The following is a 21292-nucleotide window of genomic DNA, read 5'->3' as shown; positions in this document are numbered from 1 at the left end:
ATAAGATGAAGATAGTATATTTCGGAACTCCCGACTTTGCCAGCTATATCCTACAGTATATCCTTGAGCAAGGGGCAGAGGTGGTAGGAGTGGTGACCAATCCCGATAAGCCGGCTGGGCGAGGGCATAAGCTACGTCCTTCGGCAGTGAAGGAGGTGGCGATGAAGTATTGCCCTAACGTACCTATCCTACAGCCTGAGAACTTACGTGACGAAGGGTTTCATGCCGAGCTCAAGGCACTCGGAGCCGACCTATTTATTGTGATTGCTTTTAGAATGCTCCCCCGTGAGGTGTGGGCGATGCCCCGCTTGGGCACGTTTAACCTCCACGCCTCTCTACTCCCGCAGTATCGAGGGGCGGCACCTATTCAGCATGCGATCCTTAATGACGAAAAGGAGACGGGGGTGACTACCTTTCTCCTGAATGAGGGCATTGATGAGGGCAATATTTTACTACAAGAAAAGATTGCCATCACTACCGAGGAGACAGGGGGCTCACTCCACGATAAGCTGATGCAACTGGGTGCGGAGGTGACCTTCAAAACCATACAGGGATTGGAGCAAGGGACGCTCTCCCCTAAGCCTCAACCAAAGGTGGAGGGGCTTCGCTATGCCACTAAGATATTTAAGGAGGACCGGCTCCTCAGCTTTCAGCAAGAATCAGCACACGCTATAGCTTTACGGATTAGGGCCATGAGCCCCTACCCCTCGGCGATTGCTACACTAGGGGAGGAGGAGATCAAGGTCTTCAAGGCAACCCCTTGCCCTTCGCTACAAAGGCTACAGCCCGGGGAGTATCGGGTGACGAAGGAGTCGGTGGTGGTGCAGTGCACTGAAGGGGCTGTGGAGCTGTGGGAGGTGCAATTTCCCAATAAGCGACGCACCACTATCTATGATTACCTCCTCGGCAATAGTCTTCCCGAGGGCGGGCGATTTAATTAGTTAGTTACACATTATATATATAGGTTATGGTTAATCTACTTCTCAACATTGTTTGGTGGATCTGTGGCGGATTGGCTTCGGCCTTGGAGTACTTCACCGCAGGATTGATCTTTTGTATCACCATTATTGGCATTCCACTCGGCAAGCAATCTTTCAAACTAGGGATGGTGATGCTCTTTCCCTTCGGGAGTGAGGTAACGCCTTCAAGTCGCAACCCAATTGGGCTACTTGGTAATATCCTTTGGGCAATATTTGCGGGCATCTGGATCGCTATTACCCACGTAGCAATAGGGCTGCTCCTTTGTATCACCATCGTAGGTATTCCTTGGGGAACAAAGCACTTCAAGATGGCTAAGGTGGCTTTGGCTCCTTTCGGACGCGAAATCATTATTAACCCCTGATGTTGCGGAGCAAAGGTGCCATAGGGGTCTTTGACTCGGGATATGGAGGGCTCACCGTGCTTGGGGAGCTACGTAAGTGGTTGCCCCAATACGACTACCTCTACCTCGGGGATAATGCTCGTGCCCCCTATGGGTCGCACTCCTTTGAGCTAATCTACCACTACACTCGCCAGGGGGTGGCTTATCTATTTAGTCAAGGCTGTCCGCTGGTGATCCTCGCCTGCAACACCGCTTCGGCACGAGCCCTCCGGCAGTTGCAGATGTGCGACCTTCCCAATAGTTCCGACCCTACGCGGCGGATCCTTGGGGTGATACGTCCGACGGTGGAGTACCTCGGCCGATGTACTGAGCAACAACCGATGCAGGTGGGACTGGTAGCAACAGAAGCAACCGTTGCGAGCCACTCCTATCAGATTGAGATGGAAAAGTATGCTCCCAACGCCCACCTGGTGCAAAAGGCAACGCCCCTTTGGGCGGCCCTTGTGGAGCGGGGAGAGATTGATGACAATGTGGGGGTCAATTACTTTATTCAGCGTGACCTCTCGCTTCTCCAGAGTGCAGCACCAAAGATGGAGGCACTCATCCTCGCCTGCACTCACTATCCGCTTCTGCTTCCCAGAATAGAGCAAGCTCTCCCCAAGGAGATCCAAGTAATCGCCCAGGGCGAGATCGTGGCTCACTCTCTCCTCGACTACCTACGGCGACACCCAGAGATGGAGGAGCGACTCACCACCAACGGCGAGGCCCGCTACGCCACTACCGAGGCCGACCACCGCTTTGCCACCATGGCCGACTACTTTATGCAGGAGACGGTTTCCCCCGATCAAGTCACCCACATCTCCCTCACCTAGCTGTGGCATTTATTGGGGAGGATAGGGAGAGATAAAATGGTATCTTTGTAGATATGAAAGAGAAAGGGCTACAGAAACGACGCGATTGGCGCCAGTTATTGCAAATGGCGAAGACCTTTTTCCTCATTGGTGGCTTTACCTTTGGGGGCGGTCAGGCTATGATCCAATTAATCCGCACCGAAGTGGTGGATAAGTATGGTTGGCTAGAGGATAAAGAATTTATCGACCTCTTTGCAATGGCACAGTCACTTCCAGGAATCTTGGCGGTGAATATTGCTATCTTTGTGGGGTACCGCATTCAGGGCTTCTTGGGGGCGCTGGTCTGTGCTTTTTTCGGCACCATGCCGAGCTTTGTGATCATTTTGTTGCTGGCGATGTTTGCCAGTGATGTGAAGGACAACCCCACGGTGGAGGCGATCTTCAAAGGGATACGCCCAGTAGTGGTTGCCCTCATTGCCGCCCCTACCATCACGGTATGGCAGGCTTTGGGACTTGGATGGAAGTGGGTGTGGATCCCTATTGTAGTGGCGCTGAGCATCTGGTTACTGGGGGTGAGCCCTGTAGCGGTGATTTTTATTTCGGCCTTTTTGGGCTGGTTCTACACCATATATATAGTACGGTCGAAAGGAGGTGAGGAGAAATGATCTACCTACAGCTTATTTTGGTCTACCTCAAGATTGGTTTGGTAGGCTTTGGTGGAGGGTATGCGATGCTCTCCCTAATTCAGGAGGAGGTGGTGACCAACTATGGTTGGCTCACGATGCAAGAGTTTACCGACATTGTGGCGGTCTCGCAGATGACCCCTGGCCCTATCGGTATCAATAGCGCCACCTATATAGGCTATACCGTTACCGGCTCTGTGTGGGGCTCTGTTGCTGCCACCGTCTCGGTGATGATCCCCTCTTTTGTGCTGGTGCTACTCATCTCCGTCTCCTTTGCACGCATTCAGAATAATCGGCACTTCAACGCTCTCTTTGTGGGGATCCGCCCTGCTGCTGTTGGGCTGATCGGAGCTGCCTTTTTGCTTCTTCTGAATAAAGAAAACTTCGTGGACCTCACTAGTGTGATCCTCTTCCTCCTAGCCTTTGTGGCAGTGGTGATGAGGTGGATTCACCCTATCCTCGTGATTATCCTCGGCGGTATCGCTGGATACTTTATCTACATCTAACTAAGGCCCATTTTTACTCCGTAATGTGGCTGAAAATTAGTATCTTTGAGGTATCAGTAACTTATTGAAAATGACTAGAGCAATGAAGAGAATAATTATAATGACTGCCCTTTGCCTACTGAGTGCCCTCTCAGTGATGGCTCAGAAGGTGGGTGCACAGAGTAGCCGGTGTGAAGTAGGGCTACTTTATCAGATCAGTTATCAGGCGAATTGGGGCGACTCCTATGCGGTAGTAGTGGAGGTGGTACCAGATCAACCTGCTGCCAAAGCGGGGCTAAAACCTGGGGATATTATCGAGACCATCAATGGGGTCAATACACAGGAGATGAGCGAAGAGGAGATCAATCGTGTGCTCCTAGATCCCAATGCGGGAAGTGTGCAGCTACAAGTGACCAATTTCGGGTACCGCAAGAAGCCGATCACTATCCGCAAGCATTGTGTCCCTGCACAGGCGATCTCGGAAGCAATGTTGGCTCGGGCTTTCAATATGTATAGTGTGGAGGATGTGACTACTCGCCGGTTTACTATGCCTTTTAACTACCGTGCTCCCGAGCGTATTGACTTTGCACAGTATCGTAGCTTTAGCTTCGCTACGGGTCGTAGGCCGACGGTGCTGGAGCGTAATATCTACGAAGAGCTGGTACGTAAAGGTCTGAAGTATCAGGAGAAGGGAGGAGACTTGGTGGTGGCAGTGCAAGCTGACCTCGCCGTTAACCCCAACTACCGTGAAGGGGCTGAGAGTGACGTGGAGAAGGGTCTTAAGAATTATCGCTTCAACGCACACACTGGGGATATCCAGCAGTACCCTTTCCATAGCATCAACGCGCCTAGCTTCACAGGGTCGCACCTACTGACGATGGTGGTACAGATCTCCGATGCAAAGCAACAGAAGTTGATCTGGAGTGTGCAGGCAAGGGAGCGGCTCAATAGTGCCTATAGTGTGGAGACCTATGCCGACAACTTTGCACCGCTATTGCTCTCCAACTTCCCCTTTCTACGCTATATCTCCAACCCTACCTTTGTCATGCACAAAAACACCTATCGCTCTATCGGTATCTACCTTGATGCCGACGATTTACAGCGACTCCTCTGGGTGGAGAAGGGAAGTCCAGCAGAGCGAGCAGGGCTATTGCCGGGCGACCGTATCCTCACCATTAATGGCTTGCCACTGGAGGCCTCTGTAAAGGCGATGACCGATGGGTACCACGCCTTTCTGAAGAAGAGCCTTCTGCTCCGCGACGAGGAGACTCGCTTCCCTAGTAGCGATGGCTTTGACGGCAATAAGTTTTGGCGACTAGATAAGTACAAGGAGATAGCTGAGAAGATGCAGAACCCTAAGTACAAGGGTGCCTTCACCTACCTCTTTAGCCACCGCCCATACGTCCACGAACCTATCATTGAGGATATTGTAGTAGAGATTAAGCGAGGTGATGAGGTGATCCCAATTGCGATGAAGCCAGTACTGAAGAAGGAGGACTATATCGAATTGATGTAATATGATGAAGAAGAATATACTGATATGTTGCCTGCTACTCGTTACTTTTTCAGTGGCATCAGCAACGGACTATAAAAGCCAGCGCCCAAAGGAGCAGGAGCGACTCTTTGCCTCGCCCGTGATAGAGCGTGATATCGTGAGGGTTCAGGAGCTAATAACGCACGACAAACTCCGCTGGATGTTTGGCAACTGTCTGCCCAACACCCTAGATACCACCGTGCACTTCCGGCTAGATGACGCGGGATTACCCGAGACCTTTGTCTACACAGGTGATATCGCCGCTATGTGGCTCCGTGATAGTGGAGCGCAGGTGTGGCCTTACCTGAGGTATGTGGGTGAAGACGACCACCTCCGCCAAATGATAGAGGGGGTGATCCGTATGCAGCTGAAGCAAATCAACCTCGACCCCTTTGCCAATGCCTTTCTCGATGGACCGATCATGTCGAAGTGGGCGGAGAGCGATGAGACGCAGATGCTCCCTGGTGTGTATGAGCGGAAGTGGGAGATTGACTCTCTCTGCTACCCAATACGCCTTGCCTACGCCTATTGGAAGGCGACGGGCGATAGCTCTATCTTCGATGCGACCTGGATAAAGGCAGTGGAGAATATCCTTGTCACTTTCCGTGACCAGCAACGCAAGGAGGGGAGAGGAAGCTACCGCTTTCTGCGGGTTACAGACCGTAGTACTGACGGTAAGAGCAACATCGGATGGGGCGAGCCAGTTTGCCCTGTAGGGCTTATCGCAAGTGCCTTCCGACCAAGCGACGACTCCACCCACTTCCAGTTCTTAGTGCCTAGCAATTTTATGGCGGTCACCTCACTTCGCAAGATGGCTGAGATCCTCACCACGGTCAACCATTTACCTGAGCTTGCAGCGGAGTGTTCCGCCCTCTCCAATGAGGTGGAGCAGGCACTCCAGAAGTATGCCGTTTACGACCACCCTACCTTTGGCAAGATCTATGCCTACGAGGTGGATGGCTTTGGCAACCACTACTTGATGGACGATGCCAATGTACCTAGTCTACTAGCAATGCCCTACCTAGGGGATGTCTCGTTGGATGACCCTATCTATCAGAATACCCGCAGGTTTGTGCTGAGTGAGCAGAATCCCTTTTTCTTCAAAGGGAGTGCCGGCGAAGGGATCGGCGGGCCACACATTGGGTATGATATGGTATGGCCGATGAGCATTATGATGAGGGCATTTACCTCAAAGGACGATGCAGAGATTGCTTATTGCCTACAGATGTTACTAGACACCGATGCTGGCACTGGATTTATGCACGAATCCTTCCACAAGGATGATGCGACCAACTTCACCCGCGAGTGGTTTGCATGGCAAAACTCTCTCTTCGGAGAGCTGATCCTCCGACTGGTGGATGAAGGCAAACTCGACCTACTCAATCAACTCAAGTGATGCGACGACTCTCCCTCAGCCTACTGACCCTCCTGATAGCTCTCTCTGCCACAGCACAGAGAGTCGATATCCGTCAGCTATTTCTCTCAATGCCACAGACCGTGATGCCCACTCTCAGCGAGGAGCGAAAGAAAGATCTACTAGCTCAGTACGATGCCCATAAGGAGGGGCGTATCTATACCCTAAAGGAGATCCCCAACTCCCTCACCAGCACAGCGTCAAACATCCGCACACTCACCCAAGACTACCTGGAGCTGCAGCTTGATGAGATGAGTAGTATGCAGCTAAAGGTGCTGCCAAAGGGGTGGCGAGGCTATATGATCAGTATTGTACTGACGAGTGAGGTAGTGCCATGGCAGTCGGTGCTCATCTTTTACGATAAGCAATGGCGGCGACTTGATACCTTGAGCTACTTCCGCTTCCCGCCACTAGCTCAGTTGGTAACCGACCCTGAGCTTCTGAATCGCAACGATACAAAGCGGGTGCTCTCGGAAGTCGGTACCCTCGCTTACAGCTATCAATGGTCACCAACGGAGCTACTTTTATCAACCAAAGTCACCACTTTCGACCTACCGCTTTACCAAAAACTATATCCCGAAGCGGGACAATGGATAAAGCCAGATGGGGTGACCTATCAATGGAAGAGGGGACAACTAAGGAGCCAAAAATAAAACTGATATAGTATGTCTACAGAAGAAGCAAAACGCAAGAAGAAAGCACTCATTATCGTAGGGGCTATCCTACTGGCACTCCTGATAGCGGGTGGCATCTACACCATCCTTCGCCAGCGTCGCCAACTCACCGACATTCAGAATATCGCTGAGATCGAGAAGCAAGAGCTACAAGAGCAATACAACGAGGTGGCACTTCAGTACGAGGGCTTCAAGATAGAGGTGAGCAACGACTCCATCCTCCACCAGCTAGAGTCGGAGCAGGCCAAGGTACAACGCTTGATGGAGGAGCTACGGACAGTGAAGAGTACCAACGCAGCACGGATCTCGGAGCTACGCCGTGAGCTAGAGACGCTCCGCAAAGTACTCAGGCACTATGTGGTGCAGATTGACTCCCTCAATAGAGCCAATGCCGAGCTCCGCACAGAGAATCAAGAGGTGAAGCGACAGATAAGCCAAGTGACCTCCGAGCGGACACAGCTACGGGAGGAAAAGGCGAAGCTAACCGAGCAGGTGACCCTTGCCAGCAAGCTCTCTGTCTCTAGCTTCAATGTACGGCGCCTCAATTCAAGAGGGCGGGAGACCAAGCGTATCCAGCAGATGCGTCAGCTAGAATTCCGCTTTACGATTGATAAGAATGTCACCGCCGAACCAGGCTTCCGCGACATCTATATGCGTATCATCACCCCCGACGAGGTACTTCTACAGAAGCCCGCCGAGAGCGGTCACTTCAATTTTGAAGGGGGCAAAGTACCCTACTCTATCAAGCGACAGGTGGAGTATGGTGGCGAGGCAACGACCCTCACTATGTACTGGGATATAGAGGAATATCTAGTGGAGGGCAACTATCGTGTAGAGATCTTTGCCGATGGCTACATCATCGGTCGATTTACCTTTGCACTCTAAGGACTCTACCAGCTATGCCAGACCCACAATACAATAGCCACAATAAGGAGGAATACCCACCGATGCACACCGCCGAGCACATCATCAATCAGGCGATGTGCCGTCTCTTTGATACCGGGCGGAGCATCAATGCCCATGTGGAGCGCAAGAAGTCGCGACTAGACTTCCACACCACCCAACCAATGGGCGATAAGGAGGCGCAGCTACTCGAGGAGGAGGTAAATAGGATCATCCTACAAGACCTACCCGTCACCTACCTCACCACCACACGCCAAGAGGCGGAGCAGTACGATGTAGACCTTAGTCGCATCCCCCACGACTCCTCGGAGGCGGTACGCATCGTACAGGTGGGCGATTACGATACCTGCCTCTGCATCGGTAGCCATGTGGCACATACCCAGCAGATAGGGCGGGTAGAGATCTACTCCAATGCCTACGACCCTGAGCGCGCCAGGTGGCGTATCCGCTACCGCCTTTACGAGAGCGATCCCACATTTGATGAATAAATAAACACAGATAATATGATAGAGCTAAAGAGCCGATTCGATCACTTCAACTTCAATGTCTTTGACCTCGAGAAGAGCCTCCGCTTTTATGAGCAAGCACTTGGCCTAAAGGAGGTGAGGAGAAAGGAAGCCTCCGACGGTTCCTTTATCCTAGTATACCTCGGTGACGGCACCACCAGCTTTACACTAGAGCTCACTTGGCTACGCGACCGCAAGGAGCCCTACAATCTTGGCGACCTCGAGTATCACCTCTGCCTTCGCGTAGAGGGCGACTACGACCAATGGCGAGAGTATCACCGCGAGATGGGCTGTATCTGCTTCGAAAATCACGAGATGGGTCTTTACTTTATCCAAGACCCAGATGGGTATTGGATTGAGGTACTTCCACTCAAGTAACCACTCAGCTCTATGGCACAGAAACCACCCATCGACCCCAAGCACAAGCTACAGATCAAGCGTCGGCTCCTCAAGATATACGAGAGCCTAGTCAGCAGGGATCTGATTGAAAACTATGCCGATCTTTCGGAGAAGTTGGAGATGAATATCTCCACCGTGCGAGGAGCCTTTAGCCTTGCTTCGGAGTACCTGTCGCATCGCTTCCTAGACCGCTTTTTGGAGGTCTATGGAAAGGAGTACTCAAGCGACTGGCTCTACGATGGTACCGGCAATATGAGGACCAAGCTAGAGGTGGATCCTGATGAGGCAAGTGGTGCCCGCTGGAAACGTGTCGCTTACGTGGTAGAGCAGGAGGGATACAGCGTGCAAGACTTTGCAAAGGAGATTGGTCTCACCCACCCTAGCACTATCTATAGAGCTTTGCAAAATAAGACACGGCCCAGCAACAATACCATGCAGCTCATCTACGAGCGCTTTCCACAATATGGCAGGGAATGGCTTCTGTGGGGGCGAGGGGAAGTCTATATCAAGCCACTACAAGAGCCTGGGGTAGAGAGTGCAACGCCCTACAAAGTGGCGGAGATGATGAGCTTCCCCATCATACCTGATGCCGCAGTGGCTGGGCGACTTACGGGATACGGAGACCCCGATCCTGAAGGGTTGCAGACCCTTTCCGTCCCAGTCGATCGCAGGTACAAAGGTCGCTACTATATTTTCACCGTCCGAGGTGCCTCTATGGACGACGGCACCACCAATGCCCTTTGCGATGGGGATAAGGTACTTTGTCGCGAAGTGGCACGGGAGTATTGGTCACTAGGTCTACACCGTAAGAACTGGTACTACTTTGTCTTTGCCACCTACTCCGAGGGCATCATCATCAAAAAAGTAATCGACCAAGACCTCGAAAATGACACCATCACCTGCCATAGCCTCAACCCCGAATATCCCGACATCGTGCTTCACCTAAAAGACATCATAGGGGTATACAACGTAGTGGAACTGGTCAGCCGCTCCATGAAGTACTAACACCCAAATCCACCTCCAATACAGGTGGTTTTCAGCCCCCTTATAACCAACTGATAACCAACTCCCTACCAAGGCAAAAATTGAGATGCAACTAAGCAATTGGTTAGTTGCATCTCGTCATTTGCTTAGTTGCAACTCGCCGATCGCTTAGTTGCAACTCCACTTTTGCTCCCTTATACAGGTACCATTCATAAACACATAGGCCGAAAGGGCGATTGCCCCTTCGGCCTATTTTTGTTTACAGAGTGCTCTCTAAAGATTAGAGCTTAAAGGAGAGACCTACATTGGCATAAGAATATCCATATCCTAGCTCAAGGAACATACCCACCGTTGGGGTAAAGAAGTAGCGAGCACCAATGTGAGTACCCCAGTCAAAGTCGTGTGTCCACTTATTAATATCCACCCCTTCTTTCTTGTCTTTGTAGTGGTAACCGTAGGCACCAAGCATCAAGGAGAAGTAGGTATCTAGCTCAGGGATAAAGTGGTAGTGCATCGCTACACGAGGGCCAACGACATACCCTAGAGTATGCTTGCCTAGGACCACACCACCGAGGGCACCTACAGAGAGGGCAGCATCAGGGCTTTGGAATAGATTATCTACCACACCATAGTCGTAAGAGGCGTAGATAGGGAGCGAACTGCTAGTGATACCAAGGCTACCAGATACGATGCTAGTGCCTTTTTGCATTACATTCTGAGCATTGGCTTGTAGACCAAATAGAGCTACGACAGCCATTACTGCGAGGGCTAATTTTCTCTTCATAACATTTAATTTATTAGTTTATCTGATACTATTATCTACCACAAAGGTACTCTTTTTCTTGAAAATTGGTAGATCTTTCCCTTGTTTTCCTTCAACCGCCACTATCGGTTTATGGAAAAATAGGTATCTTTGTGTGATAGGAGAATGAATTATAAGGTAGAATTATGAGACGACTAACGAGGCAAATAGAGCAACTTCTCTACACTGAGGAGTGCGTAGTGGTACCAGGGATCGGTGGTTTTTTGGTGCATCACGAGCCAGCAGTGGCAGATGAGCAGAAGGGACTAATCTATCCAGGGCGCTGTCGCATCTCCTTCAATGCAGCACTGAAGGATAATGATGGGGTGCTGGTGAAGAGCTACAGCGATGCCTTTTCCTTTGGCTATCGCCGCTCCCTCTCTATTATGGAGAAGGACATTGAGGAGCTCCGAGCCCAACTACTCTCTAGCGGAGTAGTGGAGATCGGCGAAGTGGGCAAGTTGGTACAGTCAAAAGGGGAGATGAATCTCACCTTTATCCCCAATCCACACCACCCCTTCTCCATTGACTACTACGGTCTACGCCCAGTAGCGATGCTACCTCGCCCCAAAGCGACCTCCAAAGTGGCAGAGCGGCGGGCTGGGCTCAAGGGGCACATCTACTACCTACCTATCAATCTCAGAAGCCTAGGTTATGGCTCAGTTGCTGCTGCTATGGTGGCGGCAGCGATCTTCATTCCCAATCAAAAGCTACAATCACCTAACAACGTAACGCAATACCAAGCTGGCTTCCTCACCGAGCAGGTGGCGGAGCAGAAGGAGGAGCCCACACCAGTGATGGATGAGGTACAAGTACCTACCTTTGAAGGCTTCCGCATCACGGAGGGGAGCGAGCAGCCAGGTCGCTACTATGTGGTGGTGGCAACGCTTCCAAATGAGACCATGGCTCATAAGTTTATCAATGAAAATAGCAACTACCTTCGCTTTGCCGATGAGGGGGGTGTTTTGGTTTCTAGCCGAGGGCTACACCGCTTCTATGCCGCTAGCTTTGAGACAAGCGAGGAGGCACAAACCTATCTCCGTGAACTAACGAAGGAGGAGGCATTTAGCACCGCTTGGATCCATAAGCAATAATTGACCTATGGAGATCAGCAAGTTGGGAGCCTTTGGACTCCGCGACCATATCATTGAGGGGCTGGAGGAGACCCACCACGCCTCTACGCTACTTGGGTTAACGGACGATGCCGCATTGGTAGCCCCCACCTCGGGAGAGCAACAATTGGTGGCGAGCCAATTGCTACTAGAGGGCATCCACTTCGACCTCGTCTACTTTCCCCTTCAATACTTAGGCTTTAAAGCAGTCACCTCGGCCGTGGCAGAAATCATTGGCATGGGTGGAACGCCACGACAACTAACGCTATCCCTTGGCCTTTCACAGCGATTCAAGGTAGAGGATGTAGATGTCTTGATGCTTGGAGTGAAGGATGCTTTGGCACTATATAATATTGACTTGGTAGGACTAGAAGTGAGCAGTTCGTACACAGGCCTCACCATTGCGGTGACGGCACTCGGCAGTGTGGCCATTGGGGAGGAGCTACGCCGAAGTGGTGCTAAGAAAAATGACCTTCTTTGCCTTACAGGCAATGTAGGAGCCGCCTACATGGGGTTGCAGCTATTGATTAGGGAAAAGGTGGCTTTCGATGGAACAGCCGACTTCGCGCCCCAGTTTGACGGTCGCGAATACATTCTTCAGAGACAGATGAAGCCGATTGCTCGGCTAGATATCTTAAGGCAGTTACAGGCGACTGGCATCAAACCGACGGCGATGATCAGCGTTCGTGACGGTCTGGCGAGCGACCTACTTCAGCTCTGCCACGCCTCGGGTGTAGGAGCTCGCATCTATGAAAAAGCGATTCCGATAGACCACGAGACAGTGGGTATGGCAGACGAGCTGGGGCTTTCGCCCACCTTAGTAGGGATGAATGGCGGAGACGACTTTGAGCTACTCTTTACCATTCCACTCGGACTAAAGGATCTGGTAGATGCAATGGAGGATGTTCGGCAGATCGGTTTTATCACCGAAGCAGAGGATGGCGTGCGACTAGTCTCCTCGGGAGGTAGCGAAACGACAATTGTGGCACAAGGATATCATAGAGAGGAGGAGGACAAATGAAACAATACCAAGAGCTACTGAGGAAGATCCTCGACGAAGGGGTGGAGAAGAGCGACCGTACTGGCACTGGTACTAAGAGCCTATTTGGGTATCAGATGCGGTTTGACCTCTCGGAGGGCTTCCCTCTACTTACCACGAAGAAGCTACACTTGAAGAGCATCATCTACGAACTCTTGTGGTTCATCAAGGGCGATACCAATGTCCACTACTTACAGGAGCACGGGGTGCGGATATGGAATGAGTGGGCCGATGAAGCGGGCGATCTCGGTCCGATTTATGGGGCACAGTGGCGGCATTGGCGTGATGCCAAAGGGCAGGAGCACGACCAGCTGGCAGAGGCTATTGAGACGATCAAGAATCATCCCGATAGCCGACGGATCATCGTGAGTGCGTGGAATGTGGGGCAGCTGCAGGAGATGCATTTACCTCCTTGCCACCTACTCTTTCAGTTTTACGTAGCGGAGGGGTGCCTCAGCCTGCAACTCTATCAGCGTAGTGCCGATGTTTTCCTCGGTGTCCCTTTCAACATTGCCAGCTACGCCTTGCTATTAATGATGGTGGCGAAGGTTACGGGGCTAAAACCGGGCACCTTTGTCCACACCCTTGGTGATGCCCACCTTTATCTCAACCACCTAGAGCAGGCACGGATACAATTGGGTCGGGAGCCTCGAGCTTTGCCGAAGATGAATATTGTGCGAGAGGTGTCGTCGATTGACGACTTTAGGTTTGAGGATTTCGAACTCGTGGGCTACGACCCTCATCCACACATCAAAGCGGAGGTATCGGTATGAAATCAGAGCTACACATTATTGTCGCTATTGCGGATAACGGGGCGATAGGACTGAAGGGCGATATGCCATGGGGACGGCAACTCCCTGCCGATCTGCGTCACTTCAAGGAGACCACTATGGGCTATCCGATTGTGATGGGACGCAAGACTTTTGAGAGTCTCCCTAAGGGGGCACTTCCAGGGCGACAAAATATTGTGGTCACCCGCAATACGGCTTACCACGCAGAGGGAGCGGAGGTAGTTCATAGCCTAGAGGAGGCGATGGAGGTAGCGGAGGGGGAGAAGCTCTTCCTTATCGGCGGAGGGGAGCTGTATCGACAGGGGATGGCTTTAGCCGATCAGCTACATGTGACGCTGGTTCATCACCAGTGGCCAGAGGCAGATACTTTCTTTCCCGACATTGACATTGACCTTTGGGAGTGCACTCAAAATGAGCCCCATGAGGCGGATGAGCGCAACGCTTTCCCCTACTCCTTTACCACCTGGAAGCGAAAAGCATAATGGCAGCATTTGAGGTGCTTTACGAGGATAACCACCTGATCATTATTAGCAAACGAGCAGGGGAGATCACTCAGGGCGATAGCACGGGCGACGTCCCTTTGCCTGAAAAGGTGAAGCAATACCTCAAGGAGAAGTACCAAAAGCCAGGAAATGTCTTCCTCGGAGTGGTTCACCGTCTCGATCGGCCAGTGAGCGGAGTGGTGGTCTTTGCCAAAACCTCCAAGGCGCTCTCCAGAATGAATCGGCTCTTTCACGACGACAAGGTGGAGAAGGTGTACCACGCCATTGTGGAACAACCCCCAAAAGCACCAGAGGGGACGCTGGTGCATTGGCTCAAGAAGAATCCTAAGCAAAATAAGTCTTATATCGTTGCCACTGGCACCAAGGGTGCCAAGGAGGCACGCCTGCACTATCGAGTGATTGGCGAGAGCGATCGATATACGCTCCTCGAAGTACGACTAGAGACGGGGCGACATCATCAGATACGTGCTCAGCTCAGTGGCATCGGATGCACCATTCGGGGCGACCTGAAGTATGGTGCCAAGCGGAGTAATCCCGACGGATCGATCTCGCTTCACGCTAGAGAGGTGAGCTTCACACACCCCGTCTCTGGCGAAGCAATCTCTGTGGTGGCTCCCTACCCCACCGACGATCCGCTTTGGGGCTACTTCAAGTAGTCACCCCCTTCTTGTTTCGGCGAGGTGGCTAAAGTTTGGCAGAAAATAGGTATCTTTGAGGTAGATAGTATTTTAATAACCAAACTAAAGAGAGACCATTTACTATGAGTAAATCCAATCCGAAGATTGATCAATTTGTAGAGGAGAATAAAGGGAGATTCCTAGAGGAGCTATTTGAGCTCATTCGTATCCCATCGGTAAGTTCGCAGAGCAAGCACAAGCCTGATATGATTCGCTGTGCCGAGCATTGGCGCGACCTACTGCTGAAGAGTGGTATGGACAAGGCGGAGGTGATGCCTACTAAGGGCAACCCTGTGGTGTATGCCGAGAAGCTACTCGACCCCTCCTTCCCTACCGTGCTGGTATATGGCCACTACGATGTGATGCCACCCGAGCCACTAGAGCTCTGGAAGTCGGAGGCTTTTGAGCCTGAGGTACGCGATGGTATCATCTATGCTCGTGGGGCTGATGATGATAAGGGGCAGACAATGTGCCAGGTAAAGGGATTAGAAACAGCTATTAAGCTGGATCTACTTCGCTGCAACGTGAAGGTGATGCTAGAGGGCGAGGAGGAGATCGGTTCGCCTAGCCTTGAGGCCTTCTGCCAAGAGCATAAGGAGCTATTGAAGAGCGACCATATCCTTGTGAGCGATACCGGTATGCTGAGTGTTGAGAACCCATCAATGACTACCGGTCTGCGTGGCCTTTGCTACTGGCAGATAGAGATGACGGGGCCTAGCCACGACCTCCACTCGGGTATCTATGGCGGTGCCGTAGGTAATCCTCTCAATGAGTTGTGCAAGCTGATCGCTAAGATGCAGGATGAAAAGGGACGTATCACTATCCCTGGCTTCTACGATGATGTGGTAGAGCTGACCGAGGCCGATAGGGAGATGACTAAGAGAATCCCATTTGACGAAGCAGCTTACAAGGCCGGGATAAAGGTGAAGGAGCTATATGGCGAGGAGGGATACCATACCCTAGAGCGTACTGGTAGCCGTCCTAGCTTTGACCTTTGTGGCATCTGGGGTGGATATCAAGGCGAAGGTGCCAAGACCATCCTTCCTAGCAAGGCTTTTGCTAAGGTCTCTACCCGTCTGGTAGCAAATCAAGATGAGAAGAAGATTGCACAAGCCTTTATCGACTATGTTCATAAGCTAACTCCCGATCATGTAGATGTAAAGGTGGAGTATCTACACGGTGGTACCCCATACCTATGCCCAAGTGACCTACCTATCTACAAGGTGGCTGAGGAGGCTTATGAGGCTACTTTCGGCAAGAAGCCACTAGCCGTTCGCTCGGGTGGAAGTATTCCAATCATCGCTACCTTCGAGCGAGTGCTAGGAGTGAAGAGTATCTTGATGGGCTTTGGACTTGGCAGCGATGCTATCCACTCACCAAATGAAAACTTCCCTCTCTACAACTTCCATATCGGTATCCGTACCGTGGCTGAATTCTACGCAAGATACGGACACAATGAGTAAGCTATTTATTAAAAATCCTCTGCACCCTGATGGGGTGCGGAGGGATATTCTTATTGAGGGCAATAAGATAGTAGCCATCGGCGACCTCCAAGGAATGGAGGCTGGGGCTGAGGTGATTGATGCCTCTCGTATGGCGGTGATCCCTGGTTTGATCAATTGCCACACGCATGCGGCGATGACCTTTTTCCGTGGGTATGGCGATGACCTACGCCTGATGGATTGGCTCAATAATATGATTTGGCCAGTGGAGGCACATATGACCGAGGAGGATGTCTATGTCGGCACCAAGCTCGCTTGCCTCGAGATGATCAAGAGTGGCACCACCGCTTTCCTAGATATGTACTCCTTTCCTCACGGCACCGCAAGAGCGGTAGAGGAAATGGGGCTGAGGGCCAATGTCTCCTACACGGTATTCGATAGAGGGGATAAGGAACGGGCAGAGCTGGACAAGCGGAATATGGAGCGATATCTAAAGGAATTTGAGCGCTACTCCGACCGTGTGCAGCTCTCGATTGGTCCGCACGCCATCTACACGGTGACTGGTCCGATGCTACAGTACACCCACGACTTCGCCAAGGCCAATGATCTACTCGTACACCTACACCTCTCCGAGACGGAGGGCGAGGTGAAGGAGTGCGTAAAGGAGCACGGCACCACCCCTGTGAGGTACCTGCAACAGCTAGGAGTGCTCTCTCCTAATCTGGTCCTCGCCCACTCGCTTTGGATGGATAGCGAGGAGCTTCAGATCCTCGCCGACCATGGTGTGGCGTGTGTCCACAACCCCGCTTCTAATATGAAGTTGGCGAGTGGTTACCGCTTCAAGATCGAGGAGATGTGGCAAAAGGGTATCCGCGTGGGTATTGGTACCGACGGCACTTCTAGTTCCAACAACCTAGATATGTTTACCGCCATGAAACTCACCTCGTTCCTCGCTAAAGCTTGGTCGGGAGATCCAACCAGTGCCAAGGCGGGAGAGGTTTTCAAGGCAGCCACCTTTGCAGGTGCGGAGATTCTCCGTATCCCCGCAGGGCGGATTGAGGTGGGACGACTTGCCGACCTTGCCCTGTTGCAACTAGATATTCCCGAGATGACCCCTTGCCACAACCTGGTGAGCAATGCGGTCTATTCGGCCAACGGTAGTGCGGTGGATACCCTTATCGTTGATGGTCGGGTGCTGATGCGTGGTCGCCACGTACCAGGCGAGGAGGCGATTATGTCCGAAGCTCGCACCGTAGCCCGCGACCTATTTGAGAGAAGTAAGAAACAAAAGTGATAGAAATTGATACAATTATGGTAGAGTACAAGCAATATCAAGAAGCAGCGGACTACCTAAGACCGCTGATCCCACAAGAGACCAAGGTGGCGATTACCCTAGGCTCTGGCTTGGGTCAATTGGCCGATAAGATAGAAGAGGCTCGCGTGATCCCTTATACCGATATCCCCAACTTCCCTAAGTCTACGGCACTAGGGCACAAAGGCAACCTCATCGTGGGCAAACTCGATGGTAGCCCAGTGATCGCCATGCAGGGACGCTTCCACTACTATGAAGGCTACCCAATGGAGAAGGTGACCTTCCACGTACGCGTCTTTAAGCTCCTCGGCATAGAGTACCTATTCGTCTCCAATGCCGCCGGGGGCATCTGCGACCAGTACAAGGTGGGAGATCTGATGATCATTAGAGACCATATCAATATGCTCCCTAATCCGCTCATTGGTAAGAATATGGAGGAGTTTGGCCCTCGCTTCCCCGATATGACACGAGCTTACGACCGCCCACTGATTGCCAAGGCAGAGGAGATTGGTCGCCAACTCAATATCCCGCTTCATAAGGGCGTCTATGTCGGTTGGACAGGCCCTAGCTACGAGACTCCAGCGGAGTACAAGTACCTAGGCATCATCGGAGGTACCGCAATCGGTATGAGCACCGTGCCAGAGGTGATTGTGGCTCGCCACTGCGATATCCGCGTCTTTGGTATGTCGGTAATCACCAACGAAGGGTACCACTTCACAGATGACTTCGTCAACGATGGCGACGATGTGATACGTGCCGCCAATGCCGCCTCTGAGAAGATGGGCCGTCTATTCACAGAGCTTATCAAGTCACTCTATTAATAATTTAGAGTAGCTTCCCAATAAAAAAGGGGCTTTGCACGAAGGATGAGATGCAAGGCCTGAGGGTGAGGGCAAGGTGCCGTAAGGCACCAAGGCCCAACTAGGGCAAAGGGAGCGTACACACGTACGTGACCGAGCCCGAATTCCGAAAGCAACGCCGCAGATCGCCTTCGTGCAAAGTCGAAAAGGGGCTATATCCAGCTGGATATAGCCCCTTTCCCTTTGAACTCCTTCCCCCGAAATAGAAAAAGAGTGTCTCACGACACCCTCAATCTCAAACCTATAATCTAATACTATTATGAAAAAACCACAGTGCAAAGGTAGGCATTATTTTTGATACTTGCAACTATTCTCCTCTCTTTTTATGTTAAAAGATTTCCATAGTAACAAAATGAAAGCAAACAGGCGATATTTCGTGCGTTATATTCATTTTGGCAGTCCATTTAGGGTTATGACTGACATTTATCAATCCTAACACCCAAAACTATTTTTGGACAGGTACAAATAATCAAAGAATGGGCTAATCCTTTGCCCAATTCGTAAAATAATTGTAACTTGCGGTAAAATAGCGAGGCAGCCCCCACGGGGTCCCTCTGTACGACAATCGAATACATTAAATTGATGATTATGGCAAAAAGATTTTATTCATCCATTAGCGTGGCAATGCTCATAGGTCTATTGCTTGCTACCCTCACTTCGTGTGGTGGAAAAGACCCTAAGGAAGTGGCCGAAGAGGCCGTGAAAGCAGAGCTCAATGGCGACCTCGAGCAGTTTTACGACCTACTCACACAGGAGGATAAAGATGCGATGACGCTCGAAAACTTCAAGCATTTTTACACCATCCCAGATGAGCTTGCAGATGCCATCGAATTGATTCCCGAGGTGAAGGAGTCCATCAAGGTAGATAAGTTTACCAGTAGCGTTAATGGCGAAACCGCCACTGTCACCTACTTCATCTACCTGCCCGACCTAGAGAAGATTGGCAACCTCTCACTAGAAGATGCCAAGACCATCCTCTCAATGAAGAGTCACCGACTCAAAGATCTACCCGAGGAGATCCAGAATAAGATCAAGGAGTCTGTGAAGAAAGATGGCGTGCCCACTCGTAGCTACGACAGAAGTCTCAAGCTAAAGCGCGAAGGCGATGAGTGGAGGGTATTTCTAGACCTTGCCAATCAGGTCAATTCCCGTATGGTAAAGTCAGTGTATGTACAAAACAATTGATAAATAGATAATTCATGGCAATCGTAACAAGCGACAACAAGCCCTATGTAGTAGGGGTAGACGTGGGGGGTACCAATACCGTTTTCGGCATTGTAGATGCGAGAGGTACCATTATCAGAAGCGATAAGATCAAGAGTACCAATCATATCAAAGTAGAGGATTATATCAAGGAATTGGCAGATGCCATCACCGACCTTGCAAATGACGCAGGGGGAATCGACCAGATCCATGGTGTAGGCGTAGGTGCCCCAAATGGCAACTTCTTTACCGGCTCCATTGACTTTGCACCCAACCTCCTTTGGAAGGGTCGCATCCCTATGGCCTTCCTCCTTAGCGAAGCACTCAATGGCATCCCTGTGGCACTCACCAATGATGCCAATGCTGCCGCTATCGGAGAGATGACCTATGGAGCTGCTCGTGGTATGAAAGACTTCATCGAGATCACCCTCGGCACAGGGCTAGGGAGTGGTATCGTAGTGGGTGGAAAGCTCGTCTACGGTCACGATGGTTTTGCCGGCGAGATCGGACACACCATTATCCGTCGCAACGGGCGCTCTTGTGGTTGCGGTCGCTTTGGTTGCCTTGAGACCTACTGCTCCGCTACAGGTGTAGCACGCACCGCCAAGGAGTTCCTCACCGCTCGTGAAGATGATAGTCTCCTTCGCACATTCAATATCGATGAGATAACCTCAAAGGATGTCTACGATGCTGCAGTGCAAGGCGATAAGCTAGCACTTGATGTATTCGAGACGACTGGAGCCATCCTAGGCGAAGCACTCGCCGACTCCGTAGCTTACACCAGTCCAGAGGCAATAATCCTCTTTGGAGGACTAACCAAAGCTGGCAATATCCTACTAGAGCCAGTGAAGCGACACATGGAGCAAAACCTCCTCAATATCTACAAAGACAAGGTGAAGATCCTCGTGAGCGAACTCAAAGAGAGCGATGCCGCAGTCCTCGGTGCTAGTGCACTAGGCTGGGAGGCCGACCGCAAGCTACTCACTCTGCTTACAGAGTAACCAAAACCTCACCAATACATCTTGAAATCACCTAGGGGCTCCCCTCTAGGTGATTTTTTGTTTCAACCCAAGAGTCATCACCCTAGATATGACCCATAACGACAAGTTGTAATCCACTGAAATACAAAACACTATTAAAGCACTGGCCGAGACCCTGTCTCGAAAAAAGGGGAAAGCATCTCGACCGACGCTCCTACCCTAAGTGGTGCCATTCGTTTCTTCCACAATCGGTTCTTGAGAATGTTTGCACGAAGTGCCATTCTCGCACATTTGCTTCAAATGTGCTGAGACTTTGAACGAAGGATGAGATGCAAGGCCTGAGGGTGAGGGCAAGGTGCCGTAAGGCACCAAGGCCCAACTAGGGCACTGGGAGCGTACTCACGTACGTGACCGAGCCCGAATCCCGAAAGCAACGCCGCAGATCGCCTTCGTGCAACAGTCTCTTCTTGTATCAACCCTATATTCCGTATGCGTGCGGAATGGATTCCGCAGCGCTACGGAATACGTTCCGCACGCATACGGAATGCTTTCCGCCCCCTATGCGGAATATGGGGTCGGCATATCATCGCATTCCTAAAAGTGTAGACACTCAGCCTCCTCTATTCCTGAAAGAGTAGACACATTGAGTTGTCCGACCTTCCGCGAGGAGACGTCGTAGAGGTGGGAGGGAGGGGGGGAGAGGAAAAAACAACCATTAATCCCCCAGTCGTTCGGGGGCTTTGCCCCCTCTGACGCGGTGGCTAGGATCCATAGGACCTCGGTAGAGGTCCGTGTTAAATAGGCACAGGTCGGAGGG

23 protein-coding genes are annotated in these 21292 nt (G+C 51.4%); 22 read left to right on the top strand and 1 reads right to left on the bottom strand.

Translation table 11 applies throughout. The features are described from left to right. Positions 1-5: 5 nt before the first annotated feature. The 12 genes from fmt (at position 6) to HMPREF3027_RS07965 (ending at position 9775) form a co-directional block, all read left to right on the top strand. On the top strand, positions 6-941 hold the full coding sequence (gene fmt / locus HMPREF3027_RS08020; RefSeq protein ID WP_070707996.1) for a methionyl-tRNA formyltransferase: 936 nt from the start codon (positions 6-8) through the stop codon (positions 939-941). 26 nt (positions 942-967) lie between these two features. Then, positions 968-1342, top strand: a complete 375-nt coding sequence (locus HMPREF3027_RS08015) for a YccF domain-containing protein (protein ID WP_070707958.1) — start codon at positions 968-970, stop codon at positions 1340-1342. Continuing rightward, positions 1342-2193: a glutamate racemase gene (gene murI / locus HMPREF3027_RS08010; protein ID WP_070707957.1), complete on the top strand. Its 852-nt coding sequence runs from the start codon at positions 1342-1344 to the stop codon at positions 2191-2193. The genes HMPREF3027_RS08015 and murI overlap by 1 nt, the downstream gene beginning before the upstream one ends. A gap of 53 nt (positions 2194-2246) precedes the next feature. Further along, a complete protein-coding gene (locus tag HMPREF3027_RS08005) occupies positions 2247-2837 on the top strand; it encodes a chromate transporter (RefSeq protein WP_018027490.1) in 591 nt (196 codons plus the stop codon). Beyond that, the gene (locus tag HMPREF3027_RS08000) at positions 2834-3361 is read left to right on the top strand and encodes a chromate transporter (RefSeq protein ID WP_021903269.1); all 528 of its coding nucleotides are present in this window, start codon (positions 2834-2836) and stop codon (positions 3359-3361) included. The genes HMPREF3027_RS08005 and HMPREF3027_RS08000 overlap by 4 nt, the downstream gene beginning before the upstream one ends. 82 nt (positions 3362-3443) lie before the next feature. Further along, positions 3444-4856, top strand: a complete 1413-nt coding sequence (locus tag HMPREF3027_RS07995; RefSeq protein ID WP_246830565.1) for a PDZ domain-containing protein — start codon at positions 3444-3446, stop codon at positions 4854-4856. 1 nt (position 4857) lies between these two features. Continuing rightward, positions 4858-6270: a glycoside hydrolase family 125 protein gene (locus HMPREF3027_RS07990; protein ID WP_070707953.1), complete on the top strand. Its 1413-nt coding sequence runs from the start codon at positions 4858-4860 to the stop codon at positions 6268-6270. Further along, on the top strand, positions 6270-6941 hold the full coding sequence (locus tag HMPREF3027_RS07985; protein WP_070707951.1) for a DUF3256 family protein: 672 nt from the start codon (positions 6270-6272) through the stop codon (positions 6939-6941). Before HMPREF3027_RS07990 ends, HMPREF3027_RS07985 begins: the two co-directional genes overlap by 1 nt. 12 nt (positions 6942-6953) lie before the next feature. Beyond that, entirely contained in the window at positions 6954-7847 is an 894-nt protein-coding gene (locus HMPREF3027_RS07980; RefSeq protein ID WP_018027495.1) for a hypothetical protein, read from the top strand. Positions 7848-7861: 14 nt separating this feature from the next. Beyond that, complete coding sequence (locus HMPREF3027_RS07975; protein ID WP_070707949.1) at positions 7862-8353, top strand: alanyl-tRNA editing protein; 492 nt, start codon at positions 7862-7864, stop codon at positions 8351-8353. A gap of 18 nt (positions 8354-8371) precedes the next feature. Next, on the top strand, positions 8372-8749 hold the full coding sequence (locus tag HMPREF3027_RS07970; RefSeq protein ID WP_026161600.1) for a VOC family protein: 378 nt from the start codon (positions 8372-8374) through the stop codon (positions 8747-8749). A 12-nt stretch (positions 8750-8761) separates the two neighbouring features. Then, positions 8762-9775 carry a S24 family peptidase gene (locus HMPREF3027_RS07965; protein WP_021903262.1) on the top strand — a complete coding sequence of 338 codons (1014 nt, stop codon included), beginning with the start codon at positions 8762-8764 and terminating at the stop codon, positions 9773-9775. A gap of 259 nt (positions 9776-10034) precedes the next feature. Here the strand turns inward: HMPREF3027_RS07965 and HMPREF3027_RS07960 are convergent, their stop codons facing one another. Beyond that, positions 10035-10538: a hypothetical protein gene (locus HMPREF3027_RS07960; protein WP_018027499.1), complete on the bottom strand. Its 504-nt coding sequence runs from the start codon at positions 10536-10538 to the stop codon at positions 10035-10037. Positions 10539-10702: 164 nt separating this feature from the next. On the opposite strand from HMPREF3027_RS07960, the gene HMPREF3027_RS07955 reads away from it, so the two are divergent. The 10 genes from HMPREF3027_RS07955 (at position 10703) to HMPREF3027_RS07910 (ending at position 20496) form a co-directional block, all read left to right on the top strand. Next, positions 10703-11650, top strand: a complete 948-nt coding sequence (locus HMPREF3027_RS07955; protein ID WP_070707947.1) for an HU domain-containing protein — start codon at positions 10703-10705, stop codon at positions 11648-11650. 7 nt (positions 11651-11657) lie between these two features. Then, positions 11658-12689, top strand: coding sequence for a thiamine-phosphate kinase (gene thiL, locus HMPREF3027_RS07950; RefSeq protein ID WP_070707945.1), 1032 nt, complete (start codon positions 11658-11660; stop codon positions 12687-12689). Beyond that, positions 12686-13480, top strand: coding sequence for a thymidylate synthase (locus tag HMPREF3027_RS07945; protein ID WP_070707943.1), 795 nt, complete (start codon positions 12686-12688; stop codon positions 13478-13480). The genes thiL and HMPREF3027_RS07945 overlap by 4 nt, the downstream gene beginning before the upstream one ends. Further along, a complete protein-coding gene (locus HMPREF3027_RS07940; protein ID WP_083317563.1) occupies positions 13477-13980 on the top strand; it encodes a dihydrofolate reductase in 504 nt (167 codons plus the stop codon). Before HMPREF3027_RS07945 ends, HMPREF3027_RS07940 begins: the two co-directional genes overlap by 4 nt. Next, entirely contained in the window at positions 13980-14657 is a 678-nt protein-coding gene (locus HMPREF3027_RS07935) for an RluA family pseudouridine synthase (protein WP_070707939.1), read from the top strand. The genes HMPREF3027_RS07940 and HMPREF3027_RS07935 overlap by 1 nt, the downstream gene beginning before the upstream one ends. Before the next feature lie 104 nt (positions 14658-14761). After that, positions 14762-16141 (top strand): dipeptidase, encoded by a 1380-nt coding sequence (locus HMPREF3027_RS07930; protein ID WP_070707937.1) that lies wholly within the window; start codon positions 14762-14764, stop codon positions 16139-16141. Further along, entirely contained in the window at positions 16134-17414 is a 1281-nt protein-coding gene (locus HMPREF3027_RS07925) for an amidohydrolase (RefSeq protein WP_070707935.1), read from the top strand. Before HMPREF3027_RS07930 ends, HMPREF3027_RS07925 begins: the two co-directional genes overlap by 8 nt. 17 nt (positions 17415-17431) lie before the next feature. Then, positions 17432-18253 carry a purine nucleoside phosphorylase I, inosine and guanosine-specific gene (locus HMPREF3027_RS07920; RefSeq protein ID WP_210400693.1) on the top strand — a complete coding sequence of 274 codons (822 nt, stop codon included), beginning with the start codon at positions 17432-17434 and terminating at the stop codon, positions 18251-18253. A 627-nt stretch (positions 18254-18880) separates the two neighbouring features. After that, on the top strand, positions 18881-19477 hold the full coding sequence (locus tag HMPREF3027_RS07915; protein WP_244860704.1) for a nuclear transport factor 2 family protein: 597 nt from the start codon (positions 18881-18883) through the stop codon (positions 19475-19477). A gap of 14 nt (positions 19478-19491) precedes the next feature. Next, positions 19492-20496, top strand: coding sequence for an ROK family protein (locus HMPREF3027_RS07910; protein WP_021903252.1), 1005 nt, complete (start codon positions 19492-19494; stop codon positions 20494-20496). The last annotated feature ends 796 nt before the right edge of the window (positions 20497-21292 follow it).

Source organism: Porphyromonas sp. HMSC077F02, from assembly GCF_001815465.1.
Classification (GTDB): Bacteria; Bacteroidota; Bacteroidia; order Bacteroidales; family Porphyromonadaceae; genus Porphyromonas_A; species Porphyromonas_A somerae.
This window is presented reverse-complemented; position numbering and strand designations above follow the sequence as displayed.